Genomic DNA, 22,379 nt, shown 5'->3' with positions numbered 1-22,379 from the left:
ACCTACGACCGCAGAAAATAAATATAAAACCCCATCATTGTTATTTATTTGTACTCATATTTAACCACTTCACCATTATTTTTAAGTAAATAATCACCACCATCAAATACAGTAAAGTGAACTCTATTACGGCTATCATTGTTCACTGAAAAAACTGCATTTTTTTCAATGCAGTTTACCTTTGTTTTCATATCGTCAAAACATCTCCTGTCATACTTACCTTCTTCTTTATACCCTTCACCAAAAAGCCAGAAGGTAATATAAAAATCACCATTGGGATAAAACTCTGGTATGCCATACCTATTTTTTAGCATCTCTTTATTTTTCAACCACCAATCTATCTTCCCCCGATCGGTAAATGGAAAATTTCTTACAAGTACGGAACTAAAATGTCCATCTTTATGAACCGCAACGATCTTCACTGGGCGTATCAGAAACCATAGAAGATAGCTAAGGAAAGCACAGATGCAAACCAATATAAAAAACCTTGTTTTTTTAACTTTTACTTTCATCTACGCTCCATGTAATTTCTATAGTAGATTCCATATTAGTCATAAACGGTTTAAACCCAAAATAATTGTATCGCTGCAGTACAAACCAGATTCGAAAAAAGCGAAACTGACTAAATCCAAGCTTTAATATATCATTATCATCCAACCCAAAGTGATCTTGCACTTTGTAATGGATTACAGCACGATAGTGTCCATGATCAATGTGTAAAGACTTTATTACGATATGTGTAGCCCAAGTATCATGGACAGTAATCCCCATACCGTTAAAGTTATCCTGAAAGCGATTAAACTTAGGGAGTTTTCCATCGCAAATAGCTTTATGTATATAAGTCAGTTTATCTTTAGGATAAAAATTCCGTTCCCAATTAATATAATCTGACAGTACCCTTTTTATTCGTAGTAATGAACTACTTTTAGAGTTATCCCCCAAAATATGCTCCCTCAACGCCCTGTCCAGATGCGGGCTGGCAAACGGTGTGCCGTTGCCGTACTGCAGATGGTCGATCATTTTGCCGATCAGGTACTTATAGGGGCCATAAAGGGCAAACATCCGCGACAGCTGGCGCAGCTCATCAAATAGTATGGCGGCGCACTCCCGTCGGGTCAGCGTCTGTTGCGGGGCGGACAGACGGCTGACCATCGCATAGGCGCGCGGGTGCGTCTGGTGAAGACGTTTTCTGGTCAGCGTCCACGGGTCTACGGTGGCGGAAACGTCCGCCAGTCGAAAATGCGTTTTTAGCTGTGATGCGGACAGGTCTCCACAACGCATATCGCTCGCTCCGTAATCGTCCATGCGCTTTTGCGTTTTAAATATCGTGCAGGGGAACTGCAGTGCAGCCATCATGATACATTCCTTGTGTCATCGTCCAATGATCGTCACAAGCGAATGATACTCAGCAGCCAAACTTAGTATAGATATTGCACACAACTGCAGCGAAAAACAGGATTCATGCTGCTATTAACACCAAAAAGATAAGTTTATTCCTGGATTTTCAGCGCCTCCGGAGGCGGCTCTTCCCCCTGACGCTTCCTTATTAAGAAACAACGGGCAACGTTTCATTACTGCAGCATGGGGAAACCGTGGTTATTTTCAGAAACACAGGGCGGCCGATGTTTCTCTTGCCGCCACCGATGCCTCCTTTTCCCCATCACTGCGACGCCGTCGATGCGCGCCGCTGCGGCAACCGCCCTCCTTCTTTTGCGCGTGCGCAATCAGCCATGCGCCTGCCGGCTGTCCGCCGGCGCCTGCTCACGTTGGCTGTCGCCGTAATCACGCACCACCTGCGCTACCCGCAGCCGGTAATCGTGTAATACGCCATCGCGGCCGCGCGCCTGCGCCGCACGGTGCGCCTCCAGATTGCGCCACTGCCGCACCGCCTCTTCATCACGCCAAAAGGAGAGCGACAGCAGTTTGTCCGGCTCGGCCAGGCTTTGGAAACGTTCGATGGAAATAAAGCCGTCAATCTGCGCCAGCAGCGGCTTCAGCTGCGCCGCCATCGCCAGATAGGCCTCCTGCCGGCCTTCGGCCGCGTGCAATTCAAAGATTACCGCAATCATCTTTTCCTCCCGGCGCAGCGCGCCTTGTCGATAAGCTGACGCCAGCCTAAACTCATCCGTACCACGACACTTCGCCATGGAGCGAAATATGCATCACGATGAAATCGACCAGCGGCTGGCGGCAATCGGCGCCGCTATCGCCGACCGTTCGCGGGCGCGCATGCTGTGCCTGCTGATGGACGGCCGCGCCTATACGGCTACGGAACTGAGCGTCGCGGTCGATGTAGCGCCGTCGACCGCCAGCAGCCATCTGGCGCGGTTGCAGGATCAGCGGCTGATCGCCTGCGTCAAACAGGGGCGCTACCGCTATTTTCGTCTGGCGGACGGCGAAGTGGCCGCCGCGCTGGAATCGCTGATGGCGCTGGCGGGCGCGCCGCGACCGGTGGTGAAAAGCAGCACGCCGACGGCGCTGCAGCTGGCCCGCACCAGCTATGACCATATGGCCGGCGAGGTAGCGGTCAGCCTGCATAACCGGCTGTTTGCGCAGGAGTGGCTGTGCGGCGACGACTATCAGCTAACGCCGCAAGGACGCAGCGCGCTGGAACGGTTGGGGGTCAACTGTGCGCTCCCCGCCTCCCGCCGCCGTTTCGCCTGCGGCTGCCTGGACTGGAGCGAACGACGAGAACATCTGGGCGGCGCGCTGGGCGCAGCGCTGCTGGCCGCCTTCGAACGGCGCAGCTGGGTGCGCAAACAGCTCGATAGCCGTCAGTTGCACATCACGCCGGCGGGAAAAAAAGCGCTGGCCGCACATTTTGGCATATCGCTGTAACGGCGCGCTGCGCTAGCCTTATTACTGTACCCTGCGGGCGCCGACCTGTGCCCCCGTCTAACGTGAGGAGCCACTATGTTTGATGCCACCGAATTTCCCATCACCACCCGCTGGCCGGCGCAGCATCCGGAACGGCTACAGCTCTATTCCCTGCCGACGCCCAACGGCGTCAAAGTGTCGATCATGCTGGAAGAGACCGGCCTGCCTTATGAGGCGCATCTGATTGATATCGGCCAGAATGAAACCTGGACGCCGGAGTTTCTGTCATTGAACCCCAACGGCAAAATCCCGGCGATCCTCGATCCGGCCGGGCCGGACGGCAAACCGCTGGCGCTGTTCGAATCCGGCGCCATTTTGCTGTATCTGGCAGAGAAATGCGGTGAGTTCCTGCCGCAGGATCCGGTACAGCGCATTGAAACCATCCAGTGGGTATTCTTCCAGATGGCGGCGGTAGGGCCAATGTTCGGCCAGCTCGGCTTCTTCCACAAGTTCGCCGGACGCGAATATGAAGACAAACGCCCGCTGCAGCGCTATCAGAAGGAGTCGCAGCGCCTGCTCGGCGTGCTGAATGACCGGCTGGAAAACCGCGAGTGGATCATGGGTGCAGATTACACCATCGCCGATATTTCCCTGCTCGGCTGGGTGCGCAACCTGATTGGCTTCTACGAAGCGCGCGAACTGGTGTCGTTCGACAGCTTCCCCCACGTCGGCGCCTGGCTGGAGCGCGGTCTGGAACGCCCGGCGGTGCAGCGCGGCCTGAACATCCCGGCGCGACCATAAGCCGTATCACCGGTCGCCTGCCCGGCGGCCGTTATCTTTTTGTTACCTGACGCGGCTGGCAATTAGACGCCGCATACGCTTCACCGCTTAATTTGCCGGCAAAGAGGGGATGCTTAGCCGGCAAATAATACAATTACTGCAAAACTTAAATTAAATTCGCATTAAACCTTATATTTTCTGTAAGTTTTGAAACTTTTTTTAGTTACAAAAGTAGTTTTTAACATTCCTGTAAAGAATAATACCCCGCCAGTAAACGTGAACCGCACATTTGCTCTTCAGCGTCGCTACGAATAAGCCACTTTTCGTTAAATACCCTGTTAACAAAAAGGGCTTATCGCTATTTACGCGCCGAGGACAATGCGCGTTTTCACGAATATCCAGGGTTATTACCGATAAATTCTTTCACCTGCAATGAGTAGAATTTACACAAAAGAGATTTAATTTAATGAGAAAATTACTCGTTCTGTTTTTCTGCGCCAACCTGTTCGGCCTTGGCCAGCAGGCCGTCGCCGCAGAAAATAAAAACGTCGACGTTATGCTGATCGGCGGCGGTATCATGAGCGCCACGCTGGGCACTTACCTGCATGAACTGGAGCCGGACTGGACCATCGATATGGTCGAGCGCATGAACTCCGTGGCGGAAGAGAGCTCCAACGGCTGGAACAACGCCGGCACCGGCCACTCCGCGTTCTGCGAAATGAACTACACCCCGGAAAAAGAAGACGGCACCATCGATATCAGCAAAGCGGTGACCGTTAACGAATCTTTCGAGATCTCCCGCCAGTTCTGGTCTTATCAGGTCAAAAACAACGTCCTGGGCAATCCGAAATCCTTTATCAACAGCGTGCCGCACATGAGCTTTGTCTGGGGAGACGATAACATCAACTTCCTGCGCAAACGCTACGCCGCGCTGCAGCACAGCACCCTGTTCCGCGGGATGGAGTACTCTGAAGACCCTGCGCAGATCAAACAGTGGGCGCCGCTGATGATGGAAGGCCGCGATCCGGCGCAGAAAATCGCCGCCACCCGCATGCCGCTGGGCACCGACGTTAACTTCGGCGTGATCACCCATCAGCTGGTGGACAGCCTGTCCAAAGACAAAAAATTCAACCTGAGCCTGGGCCATGAAGTACGCGATATCAAACGCAACCCGGACAACAGCTGGGCGGTGACCATCGCCGATCTGAACAACGGCGGTAAAGAAACCACCACCAACGCCAAGTTCGTGTTTATCGGCGCAGGCGGCGCGGCGCTGCACCTGCTGCAGAAGTCCGGCATTCCGGAAGCAGACGGCTACGGCGGCTTCCCGGTCGGCGGTCAGTTCCTGGTTACCAGCAACCCGGAAGTTGCCAATCAGCACCTGGCGAAGGCCTACGGCCTGGCCAGCGTCGGTTCCCCGCCAATGTCGGTACCGCACCTGGATACCCGTATGCTGGACGGCAAACGCGTGCTGCTGTTCGGACCGTTCGCTACCTTCTCCAGCAAATTCCTGAAAAACGGTTCGCTGTTTGATCTGATCGTTTCCATGAACAGCTCAAACCTGATGCCAATGACCCACGTCGGTCTGGATCACTTCGATCTGGTGAAATACCTGGTCGGTCAGCTGATGATGAACGACGACGATCGCTTTGCCGCGCTGAAAGAGTACTACCCGGACGCCAAGCAGGAAGACTGGAAACTGTGGACCGCCGGCCAGCGCGTACAGATCATCAAGAAAGATGCTGATAAAGGCGGCGTGCTGCAGTTCGGCACCGAAGTGGTCAGCTCGCAGGACGGCAGCATCGCCGCACTGCTGGGCGCGTCACCGGGCGCTTCCACCGCTGCGCCAATCATGCTGCACCTGATGGAAAAAGTGTTCAAAGACAAAGTGGCAACGCCGCAGTGGCAGGCCAAGCTGAAAGAGATCATCCCGTCCTACGGCCAAAAGCTGAACGGCAACGTGGAAATGACCAACAAGATCCGCAGCTACACCAGCAACACGCTGCAGCTGAACTATGTTGAAGTGAAACCGGAAGCTGCTGAAGCGCAGTAAACCTACGCGGCCGGCAACGGCCCCGCTCCGGTAACCGCACATGCCAGTCAGTCAACGCTGACTGGCATTTTTTATGCCGTATTATCTCGCCGGATTCGCGGGAATATTCAATGCCACCGGCAATCACTCATATCGCCTTGATATGCCCCTACCGCCAGCGGAGCATTTTTCGCTCCCCTGATTTACCAAGTTCCCTCTTGCGTAATGGATTTTGCCCGCCTATTATCAAAGCACAAACTTGGATAATTAGCCTGTTCATACCTGAAACACCGGTTTTACGTATGAATGGCGACGCCTTATCTCTTGAGATCTGAATGTCGTACCTGCGGGAGAATTTAAATAATGGATCGCGCCAATATCATTCACGACTTACTGGACTGGATTGAAACTCACCTGGACCAACCGCTGCTGCTGGATAACGTGGCGGCAAAATCGGGCTACTCCAAATGGCACCTGCAACGCATGTTCCGCAGCACCACCGGCCACGCCCTCGGCAGTTACATCCGCGAACGCCGGCTGTCGAAAGCCGCTCAGGCGCTGCGATCGACGCCGCGCCCGATCCTGGATATCGCCCTGCAATATCATTTTGATTCCCAACCCTCGTTTTCCCGTGCGTTCAAAAAACAGTTCGGCAAAACGCCGGCGGTTTACCGTCGCAGCGACTGGGGCAGCTTTGACGACACGCCGCTGCCTGCCGCTGCGCAGCCGGCACAACATCAGGATTCGCCTGGGCTGCAGCTGCTGTACGCCAAACAGTGCGTCGACGGCAAATGCAGCAACTGGATGGGGCAGCGCTAGCCTCACCCGCCGTATCCGCCGATAAAAAAGGGCGCCGTCATGATAACGGCGCCCTGATTGTTTGCGGCTTACGCGGCCGAACGATCAGTTAGTTATAGCGAATCTCATAGGTAGCGTAGCTATGAATCGGCCCGGAGGTGGTTTTTTTCGGCGCCTGCGTCACATAGCCGATGTAATAGGTAAAGGTGCCGACGTCCTTGGCGCCGATCTCCGGCTGCACGCTGTTCTGATCCGGATCGGCCGGAATAATTTTATTCGACTTGTCCAGGGTATCGTTACCGTTTACCGACAGGGCCAGCGCAATATTACTGGCGCCGTCGCTCAGGCTGTTCGCCAGATAGCCGGCGTCCTCATTCGCGCCCTGCAGCAGATTGCCTCCCACCCAGCTGACGCTGATGTTACGCAGATCGGCCTCCGAGAGCGTTTCCGCAGAGCCTTCCATAATCTGGCAGTTGCTCAGCTGAATGGTAAAAGACTTCGGCTTCAGATAAGCACCGGCGCCACGGTTATGCACTTCCTGCAGCGAGACCGGCGCCAGATAAACGTTGGCGTCGCTGCCCTGGCCGTTGACCGAGACGGAGCAGGAGGTATCGGTGATTTTGCCCAGAAAATCCACCCGGCCGCCGTCGGCATCCGGCGTCGCAGCCTGTGCCAGCGCGCAATACCCCATTCCGGCAATCAGCAATGATACACAGCGTTTCATGATAGCGTTCCTTATATACAGGGGCGCAGGCAGAGGCGCTGCGCCCGGACGGAGGCGAGTCCGTTTCCGTTAGTCGTAGGTCAGGTTAAACACCATATGGGCTTCAACCGCGCCGGAGGTAATCTTCGACAGGTACTGGTAAAAACGCGCGGTGTACGACAGGTCGATATACTGCATCTGGTTATTTGCCAGACGGCCGACGTTATACGCCTTTTTAAACTGCAGCGGGTTCATCCGGCTGTCCAGCACCTGCACGCCGACGCCCTGCGCCGCGCTGCTGTCGGTTCGCTCATTTTTCAGCACCCCCTGGCTCAGCGCAGTGCCGGTCGCCAGGTTGCCGTCAAAGGTCATATTGACGTTGGCATAGCCGGCCACGCTGACGCCGCCGCTGCACTGCAGCTGAATCGGGAATTTTCGCCCGCCGGCAAAGGTGCCGACGCCGTTCAGGTCGCTGGTTTTAATCGCGCCGATATCCACGCTGAAGTTATTGCCGCCCATCACCGTGCAGGACGGCGAAACGATGGTCAGCGCATTGGCGCTCAGGTAAGTTTCCAAGAGCGGGTTGGAGCCGTATACATAGTCGTACGAGGTATATTTACCGCTGGCAACGCTGCCGCTGCCGGTTACCGCCGCGGTCTTGATCACCTGCAGAGTAAAGGTGGAACCCGCCAGGTAGTAACTCGTACCACGCCCGCCATCAAAGTTTTTCACCTCCGGATAGGTGAACTGGATCGCCCCGCCGCGACGGAAACGCAGCCCGATACCCGGCACGTTGGTGGAATATACCTTGTTGCCCAGATCCTGCACGCCGGTGGCGACAATTCTGGCGGAAAAATCGTTACGGCCGGTGCAGTAGTAATACTGCCCACCTTGTCCCATGGTCCAGCTTTTTTCATACAGCACCGAGCCAATCGGCGCGTTCGGGTCCACCACCACGCGGCCGACCACCATATCCAGCTGCACGGTCGGCGTATTGTAGCGGGAACAGGCGGCATAGGCCTGCCCGGCGGCCAGAGCGGCAATCACCACCAGCCAACGACAGAGATTTTTTACTGACATACCGCATCCTTAGTTGAGGCCGGGTTCAGGGCGATAGTGCACCGACCGTTGCTCCAGGTGATTACCGCCTGCTTCGCGGTGTCCGAGGAGATAAACAGCGTGCTGCCCTGGCCCACGACGCCAATATATTTACCGTTTTCGTCCACGATATCCGCACCAAACGGCAGCGGTTCGCCATTGCTCTGCCGCGCGCGGAAGTTCAGGTTCTTCTCAACGGTGGTGTTGAATTTCACCTTCACGATGCTGCCCTCATACGGCACCACCTGCGCAACGGTCTTCTCAAAGTTGATGTCTTCCGAGCTGCCTTTCGGGTTAATTTCCACCGCATTGATACGGTACGGCCGCAGATAAGGCAGCACCGCATAGCCGTTGCCGTCCACCCGGGTGCCCGGCGAGCCGGGCAGCATCGCGCCCTTGGCGTCTTTGGCTTCGATCAGCGCCATGGTGGTGCCGGTTTCCGGCGACAGCGTCACCCCGCCGCCGTGGGCAATCAGTGAGCCGCTGGCGCCCAGGCCGCTCTGACGATAGCCTTCGCCCTGGCTGTAGCTGGCGGTCAGCGTCGAATAAGGCGCGCGATAGCTGCCGTTCAGGCCGACATTGTGGTCGCCGCCGCGTGCCACCGAGGTGGTCACGCCGTAGCTCAGGTTGTTCTCTTCACCGAAGGAGCCGTTCAGACCCACCTGCGAGTTGCCGAAGTGCGAATTGTTGAAGACGGTGTTCGAATTCAGGTTCGCCCGGCGGTTTTCGCCGAAGTACAGCGGATAGCTGAAGTTAAGCGAAATGCGATCGTCTTTGTTGTTACCGCCGTTATTGGCCGAGTAGACACGCTGCACGCCGACGTTATACGTCATGCGGCCCCACATGTTGTTGTAGCTCAGCTGATACTGCTTCTCGGTGCCGCTGCGGTTCCAGTAGTCGGCAATCCGCCCGGTAAAGTAGAAGCCGCCCCAGCCTTCCGGCAGATCCTGGTTGACGGTATAGCTGAAGCCGTTTTTCTCCCGCCAGATTTCGCGGTTATTACCGCTCTTCTCCCTGTCGATGGTGTACAGCGCATCGCTCAGGTTGTAATAATCCTTGGTGGAGTAGCGGTACGCCGCCAGTACGATGCTGGTCTGCGTGCTGGAGAACATGCGGTTAAAACTCAGGCGGAAGCTCTGGCCGGTTTTATCTTCATCTTTCAGCTTCAGGCGCGACTGCGTCATATCCAGCGACAGCGCGCCGATACCGGTATTGATACCGCTGCCCAGCAGCACCGACTGATAGTCGTTAAAACCGCTGACGCCGAAATAGCCGGTGAACAGGTTATTCACGCCATATTGATAGGTGCCCTGCACAATCGCCGGCTTATTACGCAGGTCATCGGCGTCGGCCTTACCGACGGCGAAGGTATAGCGCATCATGCCCGGACGCAGCAGTTGGGTAACGGACGAGTAAGGCACGTTAAAGTGCTGCTCGGAGCCATCGGCCTCTTTGATCGTCACTTCCAGATCGTTGCCATAGCCGGACGGATACACATCGTTAATGTTAAACGGCCCGGGCGGCACCGAGGTCTGATAAATGATATTGCCGCTCTGGCGCACGGTGACCAAGGCGTTGCTTTGCGCCACGCCGCGAATCTCCGGCGCATAGGAGCGCATGCCGTCCGGGAACATGTTGTCGTCGGTCGCCAGGTTCACCCCGCGCAGCCCCACGCTGTCGAAGAACTCACCGTTGGTAAAGAACTGGCCGCCGGTAAAGATCGACTTCATCTGCGGGATCGGCCGCTGCAGGTAGGTCTGGTTGGAGTTCCAGCGCGTGCTGCCCCGCTGCTGCTGCCAATCCAGGTTGCCGATGTGTTTCAGCAGCCAGCCGTCATAGGAGAAACCCGCATTGATGCCCAGATAAGCGCTGGAGTCATCTGAACCCTGCGCGGAAGAGACATGGTTGTTGTAGTAGTTGGCGGTATAGGCCAGGTTCAGCGCCGGGACGCCTTCGTCCCAGAACTCCGGCGCTACATAACCTTTGTACATGCGGTTTTCATAGATCTGCGGCACCGACAGATCCAGACGCAGCGAAGACTGGTTAAAGTTGTCTTTCAGGTTGTCATCCTGGCGCCACTCGCTCAGGCGGCCGCAAAACTCAGGATTTTTGCTCAGCGCCTCATTGAGTTTCTCCACCGCCACGCCAAACTGCGACAGCATTTTGGCGGTGTAGCAGACGCCCAGTTTGGACTGTTTATCGCGGGTGATCTGCAGGTCATAACGCCCGCGCCACTCATCATTGGTGTAGACATCGACGGAATAGGTTCCCTCGCTGATCGCTACGGTGCTAAAGCGCGTCAGGTCGACCTTCTCCTTGCTGCCGACGATAAAGCCATCGTTAAATTGATACAGCGGCTGTTGATTTTCCTGCGGCTCCGCCGCGCCGGCCGGAGAAATACAAGCCGAAACCACGATCGTCACAGAGAGCTTGCAACCCAATGCTTTTATCGGCACCCACTGTTTCATCTGAAATATCCCTATTTTACCGCGAGTTTAATGGCAACATCTGAGCCGTAATCATTGATATTGTTAATAACCAGAGTTTCGCCCGCTTTGAACGCCGTCTTGGTGTTCAGCGTTCCGCTGCTTTGCGGCGCCAGCATCAGAGTGCGTTCGTTCAGCGCCGTTTTGCCATCGCGTGAAACCTTGGTCACGGTGATATAAAACGGCGTCGGATTATTCAGCGTCAGGCTATTACCCGCCGCCTTCAGCACCAGCTGCTGCGGCGCGGCGTCGCGATTGCCCAACCCGCTCGGACGATAGAAGAATTTAAAGCGTGAGCGAATCGCCAGCTGCAGTACGTTCTGCCCTTCCTGCTGGCGCTCGGTATTGCTTGGCGGGATCTCCAGAATATTCAGCCACCACAGGCTCTCTTTATTCGTCGCCAGGCCAGATTTATTCGCCAGCTTAATACGCAGGGTCTGACCGCTTTTCGCATCCACACGGGAAATTGGCGGCGTAATTAAAAAAGGCGTCACGATAGTATCCGGCGTGGCATTCGCGTCGCCATTATCCAGCCAGGCCTGCGCCAGCGCCGGTCGATCAGCTGAGTTGGACAGCTGCACCGTTATTTCTCTTTCATTTCCCGGATAAATAAAGCGCGTGCCGTTAGCGATAATATTGTTGGCGGAAGCAGAGAAACTGAAAATGAAACAGAAAAAAAGGGCAATAAATTTCATCATAACCTCAGAAATGAAAGCGGCAGACGCGCTGCCGCTTTTGTTCAGCAAAAGATTATTACTGATAGGTAATTTCGTAAGTCGCGTAGCTGTTGACCACACCGCTGGTTACGGTGTCTGGGGTCGCAGTAGCGTAGCCTACGTAGTAGGTGAAGCGCTTGCCGCCGTCCAGGTCAGCAACGCTGGTCGCTGCTTTCTGGTTGGCATCGCCCGGGATGATTTTGTTGGTCAGGTTTTTCGCATCGTCGGCAGACAGCACCAGTTGGATGTTCTGCGCACCGGTACCTTCGGTGTTGGCCAGGTAGCCTGCGGTGGTGCCGCTTGCGCCGGTCAGCAGGTTACCGCCGGTCCAGTTAACGCCCAGTTTGTCAGCGCTGACTTCGGTATCGGCCGCCTGGCAGTTGGTGACGTCAATGGTGAAAGACTTAGGTTTCAGGTAGGTATTGGCGCCTGCATTTTTCACTTCGTTCAGGCTTACCGGCGACAGGTAAACGCTGGCGTCGCTGCCTTGACCGTTAACAGAAACAGTACAAGATACGTCGGTTACTTTACCGTAGAAGTCAACCTGACCGCCGCCAACATTTTCGGATGCAGCGTGTGCGGCAGACATTCCCAGAAAAGCGGTCGCTACTGCGGAGAGTAATACTTTGTTCATTGTAATATCCTATGTCGGAATTTATCGAAAATGATTGATATAGTCGTTAGTCCGCACAGAAGATTAAGGAATACAATCTTGCCGTCCCGTCACTATGCGTTAACTAAAATGGAAATGCTGACTGTCACCCAGGCAATACATTAAATATCCATATTTGCAGGCAATATTTGTCACTACCTATAGGTAGAATTCCGAAGTTATAAACGACAGAATCACGAGGAATAGATTTAATTCCGCCGCTAACATGTTCCATTTCGGAAGTATCCTAGTCTCACCACCCCAATAAATTAAAATCGTTTATAACATTCATAAATGCCTCCTTGATAGGAAAAATCTATCAACGATTACCCATCGATCGATATTGACGATTCTAAAAGATAGGAATAGTCTGTATTTTACACGGGAGATAAACAAAACTAACGGCAAGTTAACGTTAAATCAGTGCATTACGGCAGAGCGATGAGTGCAACTTTTCTGATTTTAAAAGAGAAGTGAAAATCAGGCATGTATTTTGACACCCACTTCACCAAAGAAAAGGCAAAGGCGGTTATAAATAAGAATCTTACCAATAAAACCTGCCAAAGAAATTATTAACCAGTTAAAAAACAATGAACTGTAATTCAATCCAAGGATTGGTAAATGAGCACTTCTTTTATAGAGAGAAATAACGGTATCTATTTTACCTTTCAGCCGATGTTCACCAGAACGGGGCAGTTGATCGCCGTTGAATGCCTGTCGCGTTTTACCCTGGACAGCGTATTCGCTCATTGCTCGCCGGAGCAGTTCTTCAAAAGCGCGGACGGCCTGACCCGCATCGAAATCCTGCAAGAGCAGGTCGAACTGATAGAGAAATATCAGGCCTGGTTCAATCAACATCAGGTGATTGTCACGCTAAATGTTGACGATCACTCACTGGCTTCATTAGCCAGCAGCCAGTTTGCAGAAAGAATAAAGTCCATACGTTGCATCCATTTTGAAATCAGCGAAAGCGCGACGCGCCTGATAAAAGATCGCGTCCACCTCGATCCGACGCTGGAGGGATATTCGTTTTGGCTTGATGATTTTGGTTCCGGCTACGCGGGCTTTTCCGCACTTTATAACAGCCGTTTCCGTTTCGTTAAACTCGACCGCTTCCTGTTGTGGAATTTTATGCAACGGCCCGGCGGCGAAGGTTTAATGCGCGCATTACTGCGTTTTTTTTACCTGAATAATTATAAGGTCATTATCGAAGGTGTGGAAACGCCCGACCATAAAAGGTGGTTGAACGAAATGCCCTATTACGCACTGCAAGGAAAGCTGTGGAAGGAGTCCGACATCAGGGACTTAAATTCGCTTCTGACAGCTGAATACTTCTAACTTATTGTTGGGGTCAGCCCTTATGCCTAAAAATAATGTCCTTGTCATTAGTGAGTGTAAATACAGCTACGTCGGCCTGTCCGTGCTGTTGAAAAAACATTACGGCCAATATGATATCCGCCTGTTTTCCGACTTTATGCACGGCGGCGCCAAGGCGGAGAAGATCGTCAAACATGACATCGCGCTGATCTTTACCTCGCAGAACCTGGAGCAGAGCGTCAATGTTATCGAGAGCCTGGTCGCCATGCACAACGGTTATCGCAGCAATACCCGCATTGTGGTGTTCTACGATGATGAACGGGTGGTCAATCTGCTGTCGGTGCTGGGGATCACGGTCGAACTGATCTCCGCGCGCATGCCGCTTTATTCGCTGCAAGAAAAATTGCAGCAGCTGTTCGACAGCCCGATGGCCGGCGGCATCCGGGTGCAGAAAACCCGTGAGCTCAGCCCGGCGGAAAGCGACGTGCTGTTTAACCTGCTGCGCGGCGACAGCCTGTTGTGTATCGCGCAAAAGCGCGGCACGCATCCAAAAACCATCTTTTCTCAGAAATACAGCGCCATGCGCAAGCTGCGCCTGCGCAGCATGAGCAGCATTTTTGTTGCGGCCAAATAATCTGAAGGGGCGTCTTCGCGCCCCCTTCCTTCTTACCCGCCTGCCAAGCATGCGGATCGATGCCTTCTCCAACGCCACCGATTAAGTTAAATTAATGTAACAACAAGTAAACAAGCAGTAACAGCCACATCCTGTCGCCGCAATTTGGTTACTCTTCCACCACGGGATTTCCCGCTGGCATGATGGCGTTTTTCGCTTTCTTCGCCGCTTCTATCAGCATTGTCGTCTGGATTAAAAATAAACATCAGGAGATGTTATGAAATCATCCTTATTCAGCCGTTATACCTGCTTTATGCTGAGCATTATCTTGGCGCTGGCCTTCTTCTTTATGGCCCTGGAACAGCCCTGGTTCTGGCTGCCCGCCCTGGCGTTTATCGCCCTGACCGCGCTGGGCCTGTATGACCTCAGCCAGCAGCGCCACGCCATCTGCCGTAACTACCCGATTATCGGCCGGCTGCGTTTCTTCTTCGAATTTGTCCGCCCTGAACTGCGCCAGTATCTGCTGGAAGAAGATGACGAGCAGATCCCCTTTTCACGCACCCAGCGTTCGCTAGTCTACCGCCGGGCGAAAAACCAGATGGGGGATAAACCCTTTGGCACCATTATCGACGTGTATAAAACCGGCTATGAGTGCATCGGTCACTCCATGTGCCCGGTGCCGGTCGCCGATCCCACCAGCTACCGCATCACCATCGGCGGCCCGGACTGCACCCAGCCCTATTCGGCCTCCATCTTCAACATCTCCGCCATGAGCTTCGGCGCGCTGTCTGCCAACGCTATCCGCGCACTAAACCTCGGGGCGGCCAAAGGCAACTTTTACCACGACACCGGCGAAGGCAGCATCAGCCGTTATCACCGGGAACACGGCGGCGATCTGGTCTGGGAACTGGGCAGCGGCTATTTCGGCTGCCGCACCGCCGACGGACACTTCGATCCGCAGCGCTTCGCCGAACAGGCCGCCAGCCCGCAGGTGCGCATGATTGAAATCAAGCTCAGCCAGGGCGCCAAGCCGGGCCACGGCGGCATTCTGCCGGCGAAAAAGGTTGATGCGGAGATCGCCGCCACCCGCGGCGTGCCTGAAGGGCAGGACTGCATTTCCCCCTCTTCGCACAGCGCCTTCCGTACGCCGATCGAAATGATGCACTTTATCCAGCAGCTGCGGCAGCTCTCCGGCGGCAAACCGGTCGGCTTTAAATTGTGCATCGGCCACCCGTGGGAGTTCGTCGCCATTGTCAAAGCGATGCTGCACACCGGCATTCTGCCGGACTTTATCGTGGTTGACGGCAAAGAGGGCGGCACCGGCGCCGCGCCGCTGGAACTGTCCAACTATATGGGCATGCCGCTGCGCGAAGGGCTGTTGTTCGTGCACAACACGCTGGTTGGCTGCGGCCTGCGCGACAGCATCAGGATCGGCGCCAGCGGTAAAATCATCAGCGCCTTTGATATCGCCAGCGTGATGGCGCTCGGCGCCGACTGGGTGAACTCGGCGCGCGGCTTTATGTTCGCCGTTGGCTGTATCCAGTCGCAAAGCTGCCACACCAACCACTGCCCGACCGGCGTCGCCACGCAGGATCCGCTGCGGCAGAAAGCGCTGGTGGTGCCGAATAAAGCGGAGCGGGTGTACCACTTCCACCAGAATACGGTGAAGGCGCTGGCCGAAATGCTGGCGGCGGCGGGCGTCAGCCGTCCGGAACAGCTAACGTCGCACCATATGCTGCGCCGCATCACCCCGACGGAAATCAAGGTCTACGCCGATATCTACTACTATCTGGAACCGGGCGCGCTGCTGGAAAAAGAGATTAAAAGTGAGTTTTACGCCCGCATGTGGCGTATGGCAACGCCAAGCAGCTTCGACCAGGCGGTCGCCCTGTCGGCTTAACGTATCGGTGATGCCCCGGGTAAAACAGGGAAATAACCCCGGTGCAGGACGCGCCGGGGGAATATTCCCTCCTCGCCGGGCGGCGAAGAGGGAAATTGATTACTGCTTGCGCACCGGCGCGTCGCCGGCAACGTAGTAATCCGCCGTGCTGCGCGGCAGCGGCGTGCGCTGACGGATACGGTCGGCGATTTTCTCGGCGATCATAATGGTGGTGGCGTTCAGGTTGCCGGTAATGATCTGCGGCATAATGGAGGCATCCACCACGCGCAGCCCTTCCATACCGTGCACCCGACCCTGGCCGTCTACCACCGCCATCTCATCTTCGCCCATTTTGCACGAGCAGGACGGGTGGAAGGCGGTTTCTGCATGTTCACGCACGAAGGCGTCCAGCTGTTCGTCGGTCTGCACCTCCGGCCCCGGGCTGATCTCCCGGCCGCGATACTCATCCAGCGCCGGCTGCGCCATAATTTCGCGCGTGATGCGGATCGCATCGCGGAACTCCTGCCAGTCCTGTTCGGTCGCCATATAGTTGAACAGAATGCTCGGATGCTGGCGCGGATCTTTCGATTTCACCTGCACCCGGCCGCGGCTCGGCGAACGCATGGAACCGACGTGCGCCTGGAAACCGTGTTCTTTCACCGCGTTGCTGCCGTTGTAGTTAATCGCTACCGGCAGGAAATGGTACTGAATATTCGGCCAGTCAAACTCTTTGCGGCTGCGGATAAAACCGCCGGCCTCAAACTGGTTGCTGGCGCCGACGCCGGTGCCGTTGAACAGCCATTCCGCACCGATTTTCGGCTGGTTGAACCATTGCAGCGCCGGATACAGCGATACCGGTTTCTTACAGGCGTACTGCAGATACATCTCCAGGTGATCCTGCAGATTCTCGCCGACGCCCGGCAGATCGTGCACCACATCAATATCCAGCTGCTTCAGCAATGCCGCCGGGCCTACGCCGGAGCGCTGCAGAATTTGCGGCGAGGCAATAGCGCCGGCGCACAGCAGCACTTCTTTGCGCGCACGCGCCGTATGCAGTTCATTGCCGTCGCCCTTCAGGTAGCTGACGCCCACCGCACGCTTGCCGGCAAAATCGATATGATCGGTCAGCGCATGGGTAACGATGGTCAGATTCGGCCGCGGGCGCGCCTGGTCCAGATAACCACGCGCGGTGCTGGCGCGGCGGCCTTTCGGCGTGACGGTGCGGTCCATCGGCCCGAAGCCTTCCTGCTGATAGCCATTCAGGTCGTCGGTGCGCGGATAGCCGGCCTGTACGCCCGCTTCGATCATCGCGTGGAACAGTTCATTATTGCCGGCCTTCGGCGTGGCAACGCTGACCGGGCCGTCGCCGCCGTGGTAGTCGTTCGGCCCGATATCGCGGGTTTCCGCCTTGCGGAAGTACGGCAGGCAGTCCAGGTAGCTCCAGTCTTCCAGACCCGGCGCTTTCGCCCAGTTGTCAAAATCCATCGCATTGCCGCGAATGTAGCACATGCCGTTAATCAGCGAGGAGCCGCCCAGCCCTTTGCCGCGCCCACACTCCATGCGGCGGTTGTTCATGTGCGGTTCAGGATCGGTTTCATACGCCCAGTTATAACGGCGGCCCTGTAACGGAAAGGCCAGCGCCGCGGGCATCTGCGTACGAAAATCCATCCGGTAATCCGGGCCGCCGGCTTCCAGCAGCAGGACGCTCACGTCGGCGTCTTCGGTTAAACGGGTGGCTAATACGTTACCGGCGGAACCGGCCCCGATAATGATGTAATCGTATTCCATCAATTATCTCCTTTCATTGATATAGCTGAGTGATGCAAACGGCCTGCAGGCCCGCATACTGTGCAGTCAAAATAGCGTTGCTTGACGTAAAAAGACGGGCATAGCCCGGGTATTCAGGCTGCGGCGCACGGCGCCGCAGCCTGAATGCGACGGTGGGGATCAGAACACGGAACCGAAGTCGCCCAGTTCAACCTGCACCGATTTGATTTGCGTGTAGTGCTCCAGCGTGGTCAGGCCGTTTTCACGACCGACGCCGGAGTGTTTGTAACCGCCGACCGGCATTTCGGCCGGTGACTCACCCCAGGTGTTGATCCAGCAGATGCCGGCTTCCAACTGGTGAATCACCCGGTGGGCGCGCGCCAGATCGCGGGTCACCAGACCGGCCGCCAGACCGTAGGTGGTGTCGTTGGCGCGTTTGATCACTTCCTCTTCGCTGTCGTAGCTGAGGATGCTCATCACCGGCCCGAAGATCTCTTCGCGCACAATTTCCATCTCGTCGCTGCAGTCGGTAAACACCGTCGGCGCCACGTAAGCGCCCTTGCCGAACTCGCCGTCGGTTACGCGTTCGCCGCCGCACAGCAGGCGCGCGCCGCTGTTCTTGCCGCTTTCAATAAAGCGCAGCACGGATTCCATATGCGGGAAGCTGACCAGCGGGCCGAAGTTGGTCGCCGGGTCGGTTGGGTCGCCCAGGCGAATACGCTGCACGCGCTCCAGGATTTTGCTTTCAAACTGGGATTTCAGCGCCGCCGGCACAAAGACGCGCGTGCCGTTAGTGCACACCTGGCCGGAGCTGTAGAAGTTGGCCATCATGGCGATATCCGCCGCGCGATCCAGGTCGGCGTCGTCAAACACGATCAGCGGCGATTTACCGCCCAGTTCCATGGTGACTTCTTTCAGCGTCGAGCTGGAAGCGTTGGCCATCACCTTCTTGCCGGTTTTTACGCCGCCGGTGAAGGACACTTTGGTGATGCCCGGATGGTCGGTCAGGTACTGGCCCACTTCCGCGCCGCTGCCGGTCACCACGTTGAACACACCGTCCGGCAGGCCGGCTTCGGTGTAGATTTCCGCCAGCTTCAGCGCCGTCAGCGAAGTGACTTCGCTCGGTTTGAAGATCATCGCGTTACCAGCGGCCAGCGCCGGCGCCGATTTCCACAGGGCGATCTGGATCGGATAGTTCCAGGCGCCGATGCCGGCAACCACGCCCAGCGGTTCGCGGCGGGTGTAAACAAATGAGGAGTCGCGCAGCGGGATCTGCTGGCCTTCGATCGCCGGGATCAGGCCGGCGTAATACTCCAGCACGTCGGCGCCGGTGACAATATCCACCGCGGTGGTTTCCGACAGCGCCTTCCCGGTATCGAGGGTTTCCAGCGCCGCCAGTTCGTCATTGCGCTCACGCAGGATATCCACCGCACGGCGCAGAATGCGCGAACGCTCCATCGCCGTCATCGCCGCCCACACCTGCTGTCCGCTGGCTGCACTCGCCACCGCCCGGTTGACGTCTTCAGCGCTGGCGGCCTGAACTTCGGCGATCGTTTCGCCGTTGGCCGGGTTGACTGCGTTGAAAGTTTTACCCTCGGTACTGTCTACATAGGCACCATGAATATAGAGCTTCTGTAAGCCAAAACGGGACATAGGTTCTCCTTTATTGCTGTCCTCAGGGCGGCGTATGCCCCCGGAGCTGAAACATAATGTATTCGCTGGTCAGCGCGATGGCCTTGGCCTGATTAAACTCGCTGCCGCGCAGCGCAGCGCGCAGCCACAGGCCGTCAATCAGTGCCGCCAGCCCTTTTGCCGCCAGCCGCGCCTGCGCTTTGGGCAGCGCGCGCTGAAATTCGGCGCTCAGATTGGAATACAGCCGGCGTCCGTTAACCTGCTGCAACCGGTTGAGCTGCGGCTGATGCAGACTGCTGGCCCAAAAAGCCAGCCAGGTTTTCATCGCCGCGCTGTTGATCTGGCTGTCGTCAAAGTTGCCGGCGACAATCGCCTGCAGACGCGCAGCCGGACTCTGGTCTGTCTGTGCCTGTAATCGCCGCCTGACTGCCTCGCCCAGATGGCTGATCAGATAGCGCATCGTCGCTTCCAGCAGGCCGTTCTTATCCTTGAAGTAATGACTGATAATGCCGTTCGACACGCCGGCCCGACGCGCAATCTGCGCGATAGTGGCATCATGCATTCCGACATCGTTTACTGCGGCCAACGTGGCATCAATCAACTGCTGCCTTCGTATCGGCTGCATTCCTACTTTTGGCATGGCTCCGACTCTCAAAACAGGTCTTCTGTAAGACGGCGTTTCCTGCCCAAGTATGGCAGTTTTTAGCAAAAATTAAGAAACGTCGCCTGACTATTAAACTTTTTTTTGATTGAACGTTCAATAAAAATTGCATATATTTTATTACCGCTTGGTTACTAAAGTGTAATATTCGGTTGTGGAACTGGCTGATTTTTGTGAGGTATTTAACAAACCTGACCAAAATCAGTGGCTGTAAGCGGTTCCCGCCGCGCAGTGTTTTTTGCTGCGCTAAAGAGTTGCGGCGGTAATTTTTAGAAAGCAAAGGTAATGATTGCCGTCGGGCTGTCTGCCGTATTTCGCCGGAGGTGAACGCCGCCGACGAAAGGCTCGATTCTACTCAGTTGTTAAACACCAGAGGAAGACGATGACAACACACGACACCTCCTCAAAACCGCAGCAGGACAGACTGAACCCTGTGGTTTTCTTCGTCTCGGCGGGGCTGATCCTGGCCTTCTCGCTGATGACGATTTTCTTCACTGATTTATCCGGAACCTGGCTTACCCGCACCCTGAACTGGGTGTCCAAAACCTTCGGCTGGTATTACCTGCTGGCCGCCACCCTGTATATCGTATTCGTGGTATGTATCGCCGCCTCGCGTTTTGGTTCGATCAAGCTCGGGCCGGAACAGTCCAAACCTGAATTCAGCCTGATGAGCTGGGCGGCGATGCTGTTCGCCGCCGGTATCGGCATCGACCTGATGTTCTTCTCGGTCGCCGAACCGGTCACGCAATATATGATGCCGCCGGAAGGCCAGGGCCAGACGCTGGAAGCCGCACGGCAGGCGATGGTCTGGACGCTGTTCCACTACGGGCTGACCGGCTGGGCGATGTACGCCCTGATGGGGATTGCGCTCGGCTACTTCAGCTACCGCTATAACCTGCCGCTGACCATCCGCTCGGCGCTGTACCCGATCTTCGGCAAGCGCATCAACGGCCCGATCGGCCACAGCGTGGATATCGCCGCGGTGGTCGGCACCATCTTCGGTATCGCCACCACCCTCGGCATCGGCGTGGTGCAGCTGAACTACGGGCTGAAAGTGCTGTTTGACCTGCCGGAAAACCTGACGGTGCAAAGCGCGCTGATCCTGCTGTCGGTAGTGATGGCGACCATCTCGGTGACCTCCGGGGTGAATAAAGGCATCCGCATCCTGTCGGAGCTGAACGTCTGGCTGGCGGTCGGCCTGATGGCGTTCGTGCTGTTCTTCGGCGACACCGAGTTCCTGCTCAACGCGCTGGTGCTCAACGTCGGCGATTACATCAACCGCTTTATGGGCATGACGCTCAACAGCTTCGCCTTTGACCGCCCGGTAGAGTGGATGAACAACTGGACGCTGTTCTTCTGGGCCTGGTGGGTTGCCTGGTCGCCGTTTGTCGGCCTGTTCCTGGCGCGTATTTCCCGCGGCCGCACCATCCGCCAGTTTGTGGTCGGTACGCTGATCATCCCGTTCGTGTTTACCCTGCTGTGGCTGTCGATCTTCGGCAACAGCGCGCTGTACCAGATTATCCACGGCAACACCGCGTTCGCTCAGGAAGTGATGCAGTACCCGGCGCACGGCTTCTACAGCCTGCTGGCCCAGTACCCGGCCTTCACCTTCAGCGCCTCGGTCGCCACCATCACCGGCCTGCTGTTTTACGTTACCTCGGCGGACTCCGGCTCGCTGGTGCTCGGTAACTTCACCTCACGGCTGAGCGATATCAATAACGATGCGCCGAACTGGCTGCGTATCTTCTGGTCAGTCACCATCGGCCTGCTGACCATCGGCATGCTGATGACCAACGGCGTCTCCGCGCTGCAGAACGCCACGGTGATTATGGGGCTGCCGTTCAGCTTTGTGATCTTCTTCGTGATGGCCGGGCTGTATAAATCGCTGAAGGTTGAGGATTACCGCAAGGCCGGTGCGCTGAGCACCTCGGCGCCGACGCCGGCCTCCAGCAATGAAGTGCTGAACTGGAAACAACGCCTGTCGCGCGTGATGAACTATCCGGGCACCAAGTACACGCAGAAAATGCTGGATCGCGTCTGCCTCCCGGCGATGCAGGAAGTGGCGCGTGAGCTGGAGCTGCGCGGCGCAAAAGTGGAGTTCAACGAAGTGCCGCCGATGGAAGAAGAGCGCCTGCCGCACCTGGAGCTGCTGGTGCATCTGGGGGAAGAGCAAAACTTTATCTACCAGATCTGGCCGCAGCGCTATTCGGTACCGGGCTTCACCTATCGCGCTCGTTCCGGCAAGTCGCACTACTACCGTCTGGAAACCTTCCTGATGGAAGGCACCCAGGGCAACGACCTGATGGACTACAGCAAAGAACAGGTGATTGGCGATATTCTCGACCAGTACGAAAAACACCTGAACTTCCTGCATATTCACCGTGAAGCACCGGGCAATACCCTGACCTTCCCGGATATGTAACGCCGC

19 protein-coding genes are annotated in these 22,379 nt (G+C 56.0%); 8 read left to right on the top strand and 11 right to left on the bottom strand.

From position 1 onward, the window contains the following. Nucleotides 1–44: 44 nt before the first annotated feature. The 3 genes from TAN611_RS07685 to TAN611_RS07675 form a co-directional block, all read right to left on the bottom strand. Entirely contained in the window at nt 45–512 is a 468-nt protein-coding gene (locus tag TAN611_RS07685; RefSeq protein WP_197951601.1) for a DUF943 family protein, read from the bottom strand. Continuing rightward, on the bottom strand, nt 496–1,353 hold the full coding sequence (locus tag TAN611_RS07680) for a YPO3983 family protein (RefSeq protein ID WP_197952219.1): 858 nt from the start codon (nt 1,351–1,353) through the stop codon (nt 496–498). Before TAN611_RS07680 ends, TAN611_RS07685 begins: the two co-directional genes overlap by 17 nt. A gap of 371 nt (nt 1,354–1,724) precedes the next feature. Next, complete coding sequence (locus tag TAN611_RS07675; RefSeq protein WP_203067468.1) at nt 1,725–2,069, bottom strand: antibiotic biosynthesis monooxygenase; 345 nt, start codon at nt 2,067–2,069, stop codon at nt 1,725–1,727. 88 nt (nt 2,070–2,157) lie between these two features. Here TAN611_RS07675 and TAN611_RS07670 point away from each other — a divergent pair, with 88 nt between their 5' ends. The 4 genes from TAN611_RS07670 to TAN611_RS07655 all read left to right on the top strand — a co-directional run bounded on the left by TAN611_RS07670 (nt 2,158) and on the right by TAN611_RS07655 (nt 6,448). Continuing rightward, complete coding sequence (locus TAN611_RS07670; protein WP_203067467.1) at nt 2,158–2,838, top strand: helix-turn-helix transcriptional regulator; 681 nt, start codon at nt 2,158–2,160, stop codon at nt 2,836–2,838. Between the two features lie 75 nt (nt 2,839–2,913). Beyond that, on the top strand, nt 2,914–3,618 hold the full coding sequence (locus tag TAN611_RS07665; protein WP_203067466.1) for a glutathione S-transferase N-terminal domain-containing protein: 705 nt from the start codon (nt 2,914–2,916) through the stop codon (nt 3,616–3,618). Between the two features lie 445 nt (nt 3,619–4,063). Next, nucleotides 4,064–5,650, top strand: a complete 1,587-nt coding sequence (locus TAN611_RS07660) for a malate:quinone oxidoreductase (RefSeq protein WP_105230377.1) — start codon at nt 4,064–4,066, stop codon at nt 5,648–5,650. Between the two features lie 342 nt (nt 5,651–5,992). Next, entirely contained in the window at nt 5,993–6,448 is a 456-nt protein-coding gene (locus tag TAN611_RS07655) for a helix-turn-helix domain-containing protein (RefSeq protein WP_111737463.1), read from the top strand. Between the two features lie 88 nt (nt 6,449–6,536). Here TAN611_RS07655 and TAN611_RS07650 read toward each other — a convergent pair whose 3' ends face one another. From TAN611_RS07650 to TAN611_RS07630, 5 genes are all read right to left on the bottom strand, one after another. After that, complete coding sequence (locus TAN611_RS07650) at nt 6,537–7,151, bottom strand: fimbrial protein (RefSeq protein ID WP_197951595.1); 615 nt, start codon at nt 7,149–7,151, stop codon at nt 6,537–6,539. A gap of 69 nt (nt 7,152–7,220) precedes the next feature. Beyond that, entirely contained in the window at nt 7,221–8,210 is a 990-nt protein-coding gene (locus TAN611_RS07645; protein WP_203067465.1) for a fimbrial protein, read from the bottom strand. Continuing rightward, nucleotides 8,201–10,696 carry a fimbria/pilus outer membrane usher protein gene (locus TAN611_RS07640; protein WP_105230373.1) on the bottom strand — a complete coding sequence of 832 codons (2,496 nt, stop codon included), beginning with the start codon at nt 10,694–10,696 and terminating at the stop codon, nt 8,201–8,203. Before TAN611_RS07640 ends, TAN611_RS07645 begins: the two co-directional genes overlap by 10 nt. An 11-nt stretch (nt 10,697–10,707) precedes the next feature. Next, nucleotides 10,708–11,409, bottom strand: a complete 702-nt coding sequence (locus TAN611_RS07635; protein ID WP_105233244.1) for a molecular chaperone — start codon at nt 11,407–11,409, stop codon at nt 10,708–10,710. A gap of 58 nt (nt 11,410–11,467) precedes the next feature. Beyond that, nucleotides 11,468–12,064, bottom strand: a complete 597-nt coding sequence (locus tag TAN611_RS07630; protein WP_015671592.1) for a fimbrial protein — start codon at nt 12,062–12,064, stop codon at nt 11,468–11,470. A 639-nt stretch (nt 12,065–12,703) separates the two neighbouring features. Between TAN611_RS07630 and TAN611_RS07625 the strand changes: the two genes are divergently transcribed. The 3 genes from TAN611_RS07625 (at nt 12,704) to TAN611_RS07615 (ending at nt 15,912) form a co-directional block, all read left to right on the top strand. After that, nucleotides 12,704–13,420 (top strand): EAL domain-containing protein, encoded by a 717-nt coding sequence (locus TAN611_RS07625; protein ID WP_203067464.1) that lies wholly within the window; start codon nt 12,704–12,706, stop codon nt 13,418–13,420. A 22-nt stretch (nt 13,421–13,442) separates the two neighbouring features. Then, nucleotides 13,443–14,033 carry a LuxR family transcriptional regulator gene (locus TAN611_RS07620; protein WP_105230370.1) on the top strand — a complete coding sequence of 197 codons (591 nt, stop codon included), beginning with the start codon at nt 13,443–13,445 and terminating at the stop codon, nt 14,031–14,033. Between the two features lie 256 nt (nt 14,034–14,289). Continuing rightward, nucleotides 14,290–15,912 (top strand): FMN-binding glutamate synthase family protein, encoded by a 1,623-nt coding sequence (locus tag TAN611_RS07615; protein ID WP_105230369.1) that lies wholly within the window; start codon nt 14,290–14,292, stop codon nt 15,910–15,912. Nucleotides 15,913–16,011: 99 nt separating this feature from the next. Here TAN611_RS07615 and betA read toward each other — a convergent pair whose 3' ends face one another. The 3 genes from betA to betI form a co-directional block, all read right to left on the bottom strand. Further along, complete coding sequence (betA, locus tag TAN611_RS07610; RefSeq protein ID WP_105230368.1) at nt 16,012–17,679, bottom strand: choline dehydrogenase; 1,668 nt, start codon at nt 17,677–17,679, stop codon at nt 16,012–16,014. A 159-nt stretch (nt 17,680–17,838) separates the two neighbouring features. Then, nucleotides 17,839–19,311 (bottom strand): betaine-aldehyde dehydrogenase, encoded by a 1,473-nt coding sequence (betB, locus tag TAN611_RS07605; RefSeq protein ID WP_203067463.1) that lies wholly within the window; start codon nt 19,309–19,311, stop codon nt 17,839–17,841. A gap of 22 nt (nt 19,312–19,333) precedes the next feature. After that, a complete protein-coding gene (gene betI, locus TAN611_RS07600) occupies nt 19,334–19,930 on the bottom strand; it encodes a transcriptional regulator BetI (protein WP_105230366.1) in 597 nt (198 codons plus the stop codon). 403 nt (nt 19,931–20,333) lie between these two features. Between betI and TAN611_RS07595 the strand changes: the two genes are divergently transcribed. Beyond that, nucleotides 20,334–22,373, top strand: a complete 2,040-nt coding sequence (locus TAN611_RS07595; protein ID WP_105230364.1) for a choline transporter — start codon at nt 20,334–20,336, stop codon at nt 22,371–22,373. Nucleotides 22,374–22,379 lie beyond the last annotated feature (6 nt).

This window comes from Serratia sp. Tan611, from assembly GCF_905188235.1.
Classification (GTDB): Bacteria; Pseudomonadota; Gammaproteobacteria; order Enterobacterales; family Enterobacteriaceae; genus Serratia_B; species Serratia_B rhizosphaerae.
The sequence above is the reverse complement of the archived record's forward strand: the minus strand, read 5'-3'. Positions and strand labels throughout refer to the sequence as shown.

Excerpts from the sequence above, each read along its gene's own strand:
- TAN611_RS07650 (WP_197951595.1), bottom strand. The coding sequence starts at position 7,151 with ATGAAACGCTGTGTATCATTGCTGATTGCCGGAATGGGGTATTGCGCG.
- TAN611_RS07660 (WP_105230377.1), top strand. The coding sequence starts at position 4,064 with ATGAGAAAATTACTCGTTCTGTTTTTCTGCGCCAACCTGTTCGGCCTT.
- TAN611_RS07625 (WP_203067464.1), top strand. The coding sequence starts at position 12,704 with ATGAGCACTTCTTTTATAGAGAGAAATAACGGTATCTATTTTACCTTT.
- TAN611_RS07640 (WP_105230373.1), bottom strand. The coding sequence starts at position 10,696 with ATGAAACAGTGGGTGCCGATAAAAGCATTGGGTTGCAAGCTCTCTGTG.
- TAN611_RS07615 (WP_105230369.1), top strand. The coding sequence starts at position 14,290 with ATGAAATCATCCTTATTCAGCCGTTATACCTGCTTTATGCTGAGCATT.
- TAN611_RS07680 (WP_197952219.1), bottom strand. The coding sequence starts at position 1,353 with ATGGCTGCACTGCAGTTCCCCTGCACGATATTTAAAACGCAAAAGCGC.
- betA (WP_105230368.1), bottom strand. The coding sequence starts at position 17,679 with ATGGAATACGATTACATCATTATCGGGGCCGGTTCCGCCGGTAACGTA.
- TAN611_RS07635 (WP_105233244.1), bottom strand. The coding sequence starts at position 11,409 with ATGAAATTTATTGCCCTTTTTTTCTGTTTCATTTTCAGTTTCTCTGCT.
- TAN611_RS07645 (WP_203067465.1), bottom strand. The coding sequence starts at position 8,210 with ATGTCAGTAAAAAATCTCTGTCGTTGGCTGGTGGTGATTGCCGCTCTG.
- TAN611_RS07670 (WP_203067467.1), top strand. The coding sequence starts at position 2,158 with ATGCATCACGATGAAATCGACCAGCGGCTGGCGGCAATCGGCGCCGCT.
- betB (WP_203067463.1), bottom strand. The coding sequence starts at position 19,311 with ATGTCCCGTTTTGGCTTACAGAAGCTCTATATTCATGGTGCCTATGTA.
- TAN611_RS07665 (WP_203067466.1), top strand. The coding sequence starts at position 2,914 with ATGTTTGATGCCACCGAATTTCCCATCACCACCCGCTGGCCGGCGCAG.
- betI (WP_105230366.1), bottom strand. The coding sequence starts at position 19,930 with ATGCCAAAAGTAGGAATGCAGCCGATACGAAGGCAGCAGTTGATTGAT.
- TAN611_RS07655 (WP_111737463.1), top strand. The coding sequence starts at position 5,993 with ATGGATCGCGCCAATATCATTCACGACTTACTGGACTGGATTGAAACT.
- TAN611_RS07630 (WP_015671592.1), bottom strand. The coding sequence starts at position 12,064 with ATGAACAAAGTATTACTCTCCGCAGTAGCGACCGCTTTTCTGGGAATG.
- TAN611_RS07620 (WP_105230370.1), top strand. The coding sequence starts at position 13,443 with ATGCCTAAAAATAATGTCCTTGTCATTAGTGAGTGTAAATACAGCTAC.
- TAN611_RS07595 (WP_105230364.1), top strand. The coding sequence starts at position 20,334 with ATGACAACACACGACACCTCCTCAAAACCGCAGCAGGACAGACTGAAC.
- TAN611_RS07675 (WP_203067468.1), bottom strand. The coding sequence starts at position 2,069 with ATGATTGCGGTAATCTTTGAATTGCACGCGGCCGAAGGCCGGCAGGAG.
- TAN611_RS07685 (WP_197951601.1), bottom strand. The coding sequence starts at position 512 with ATGAAAGTAAAAGTTAAAAAAACAAGGTTTTTTATATTGGTTTGCATC.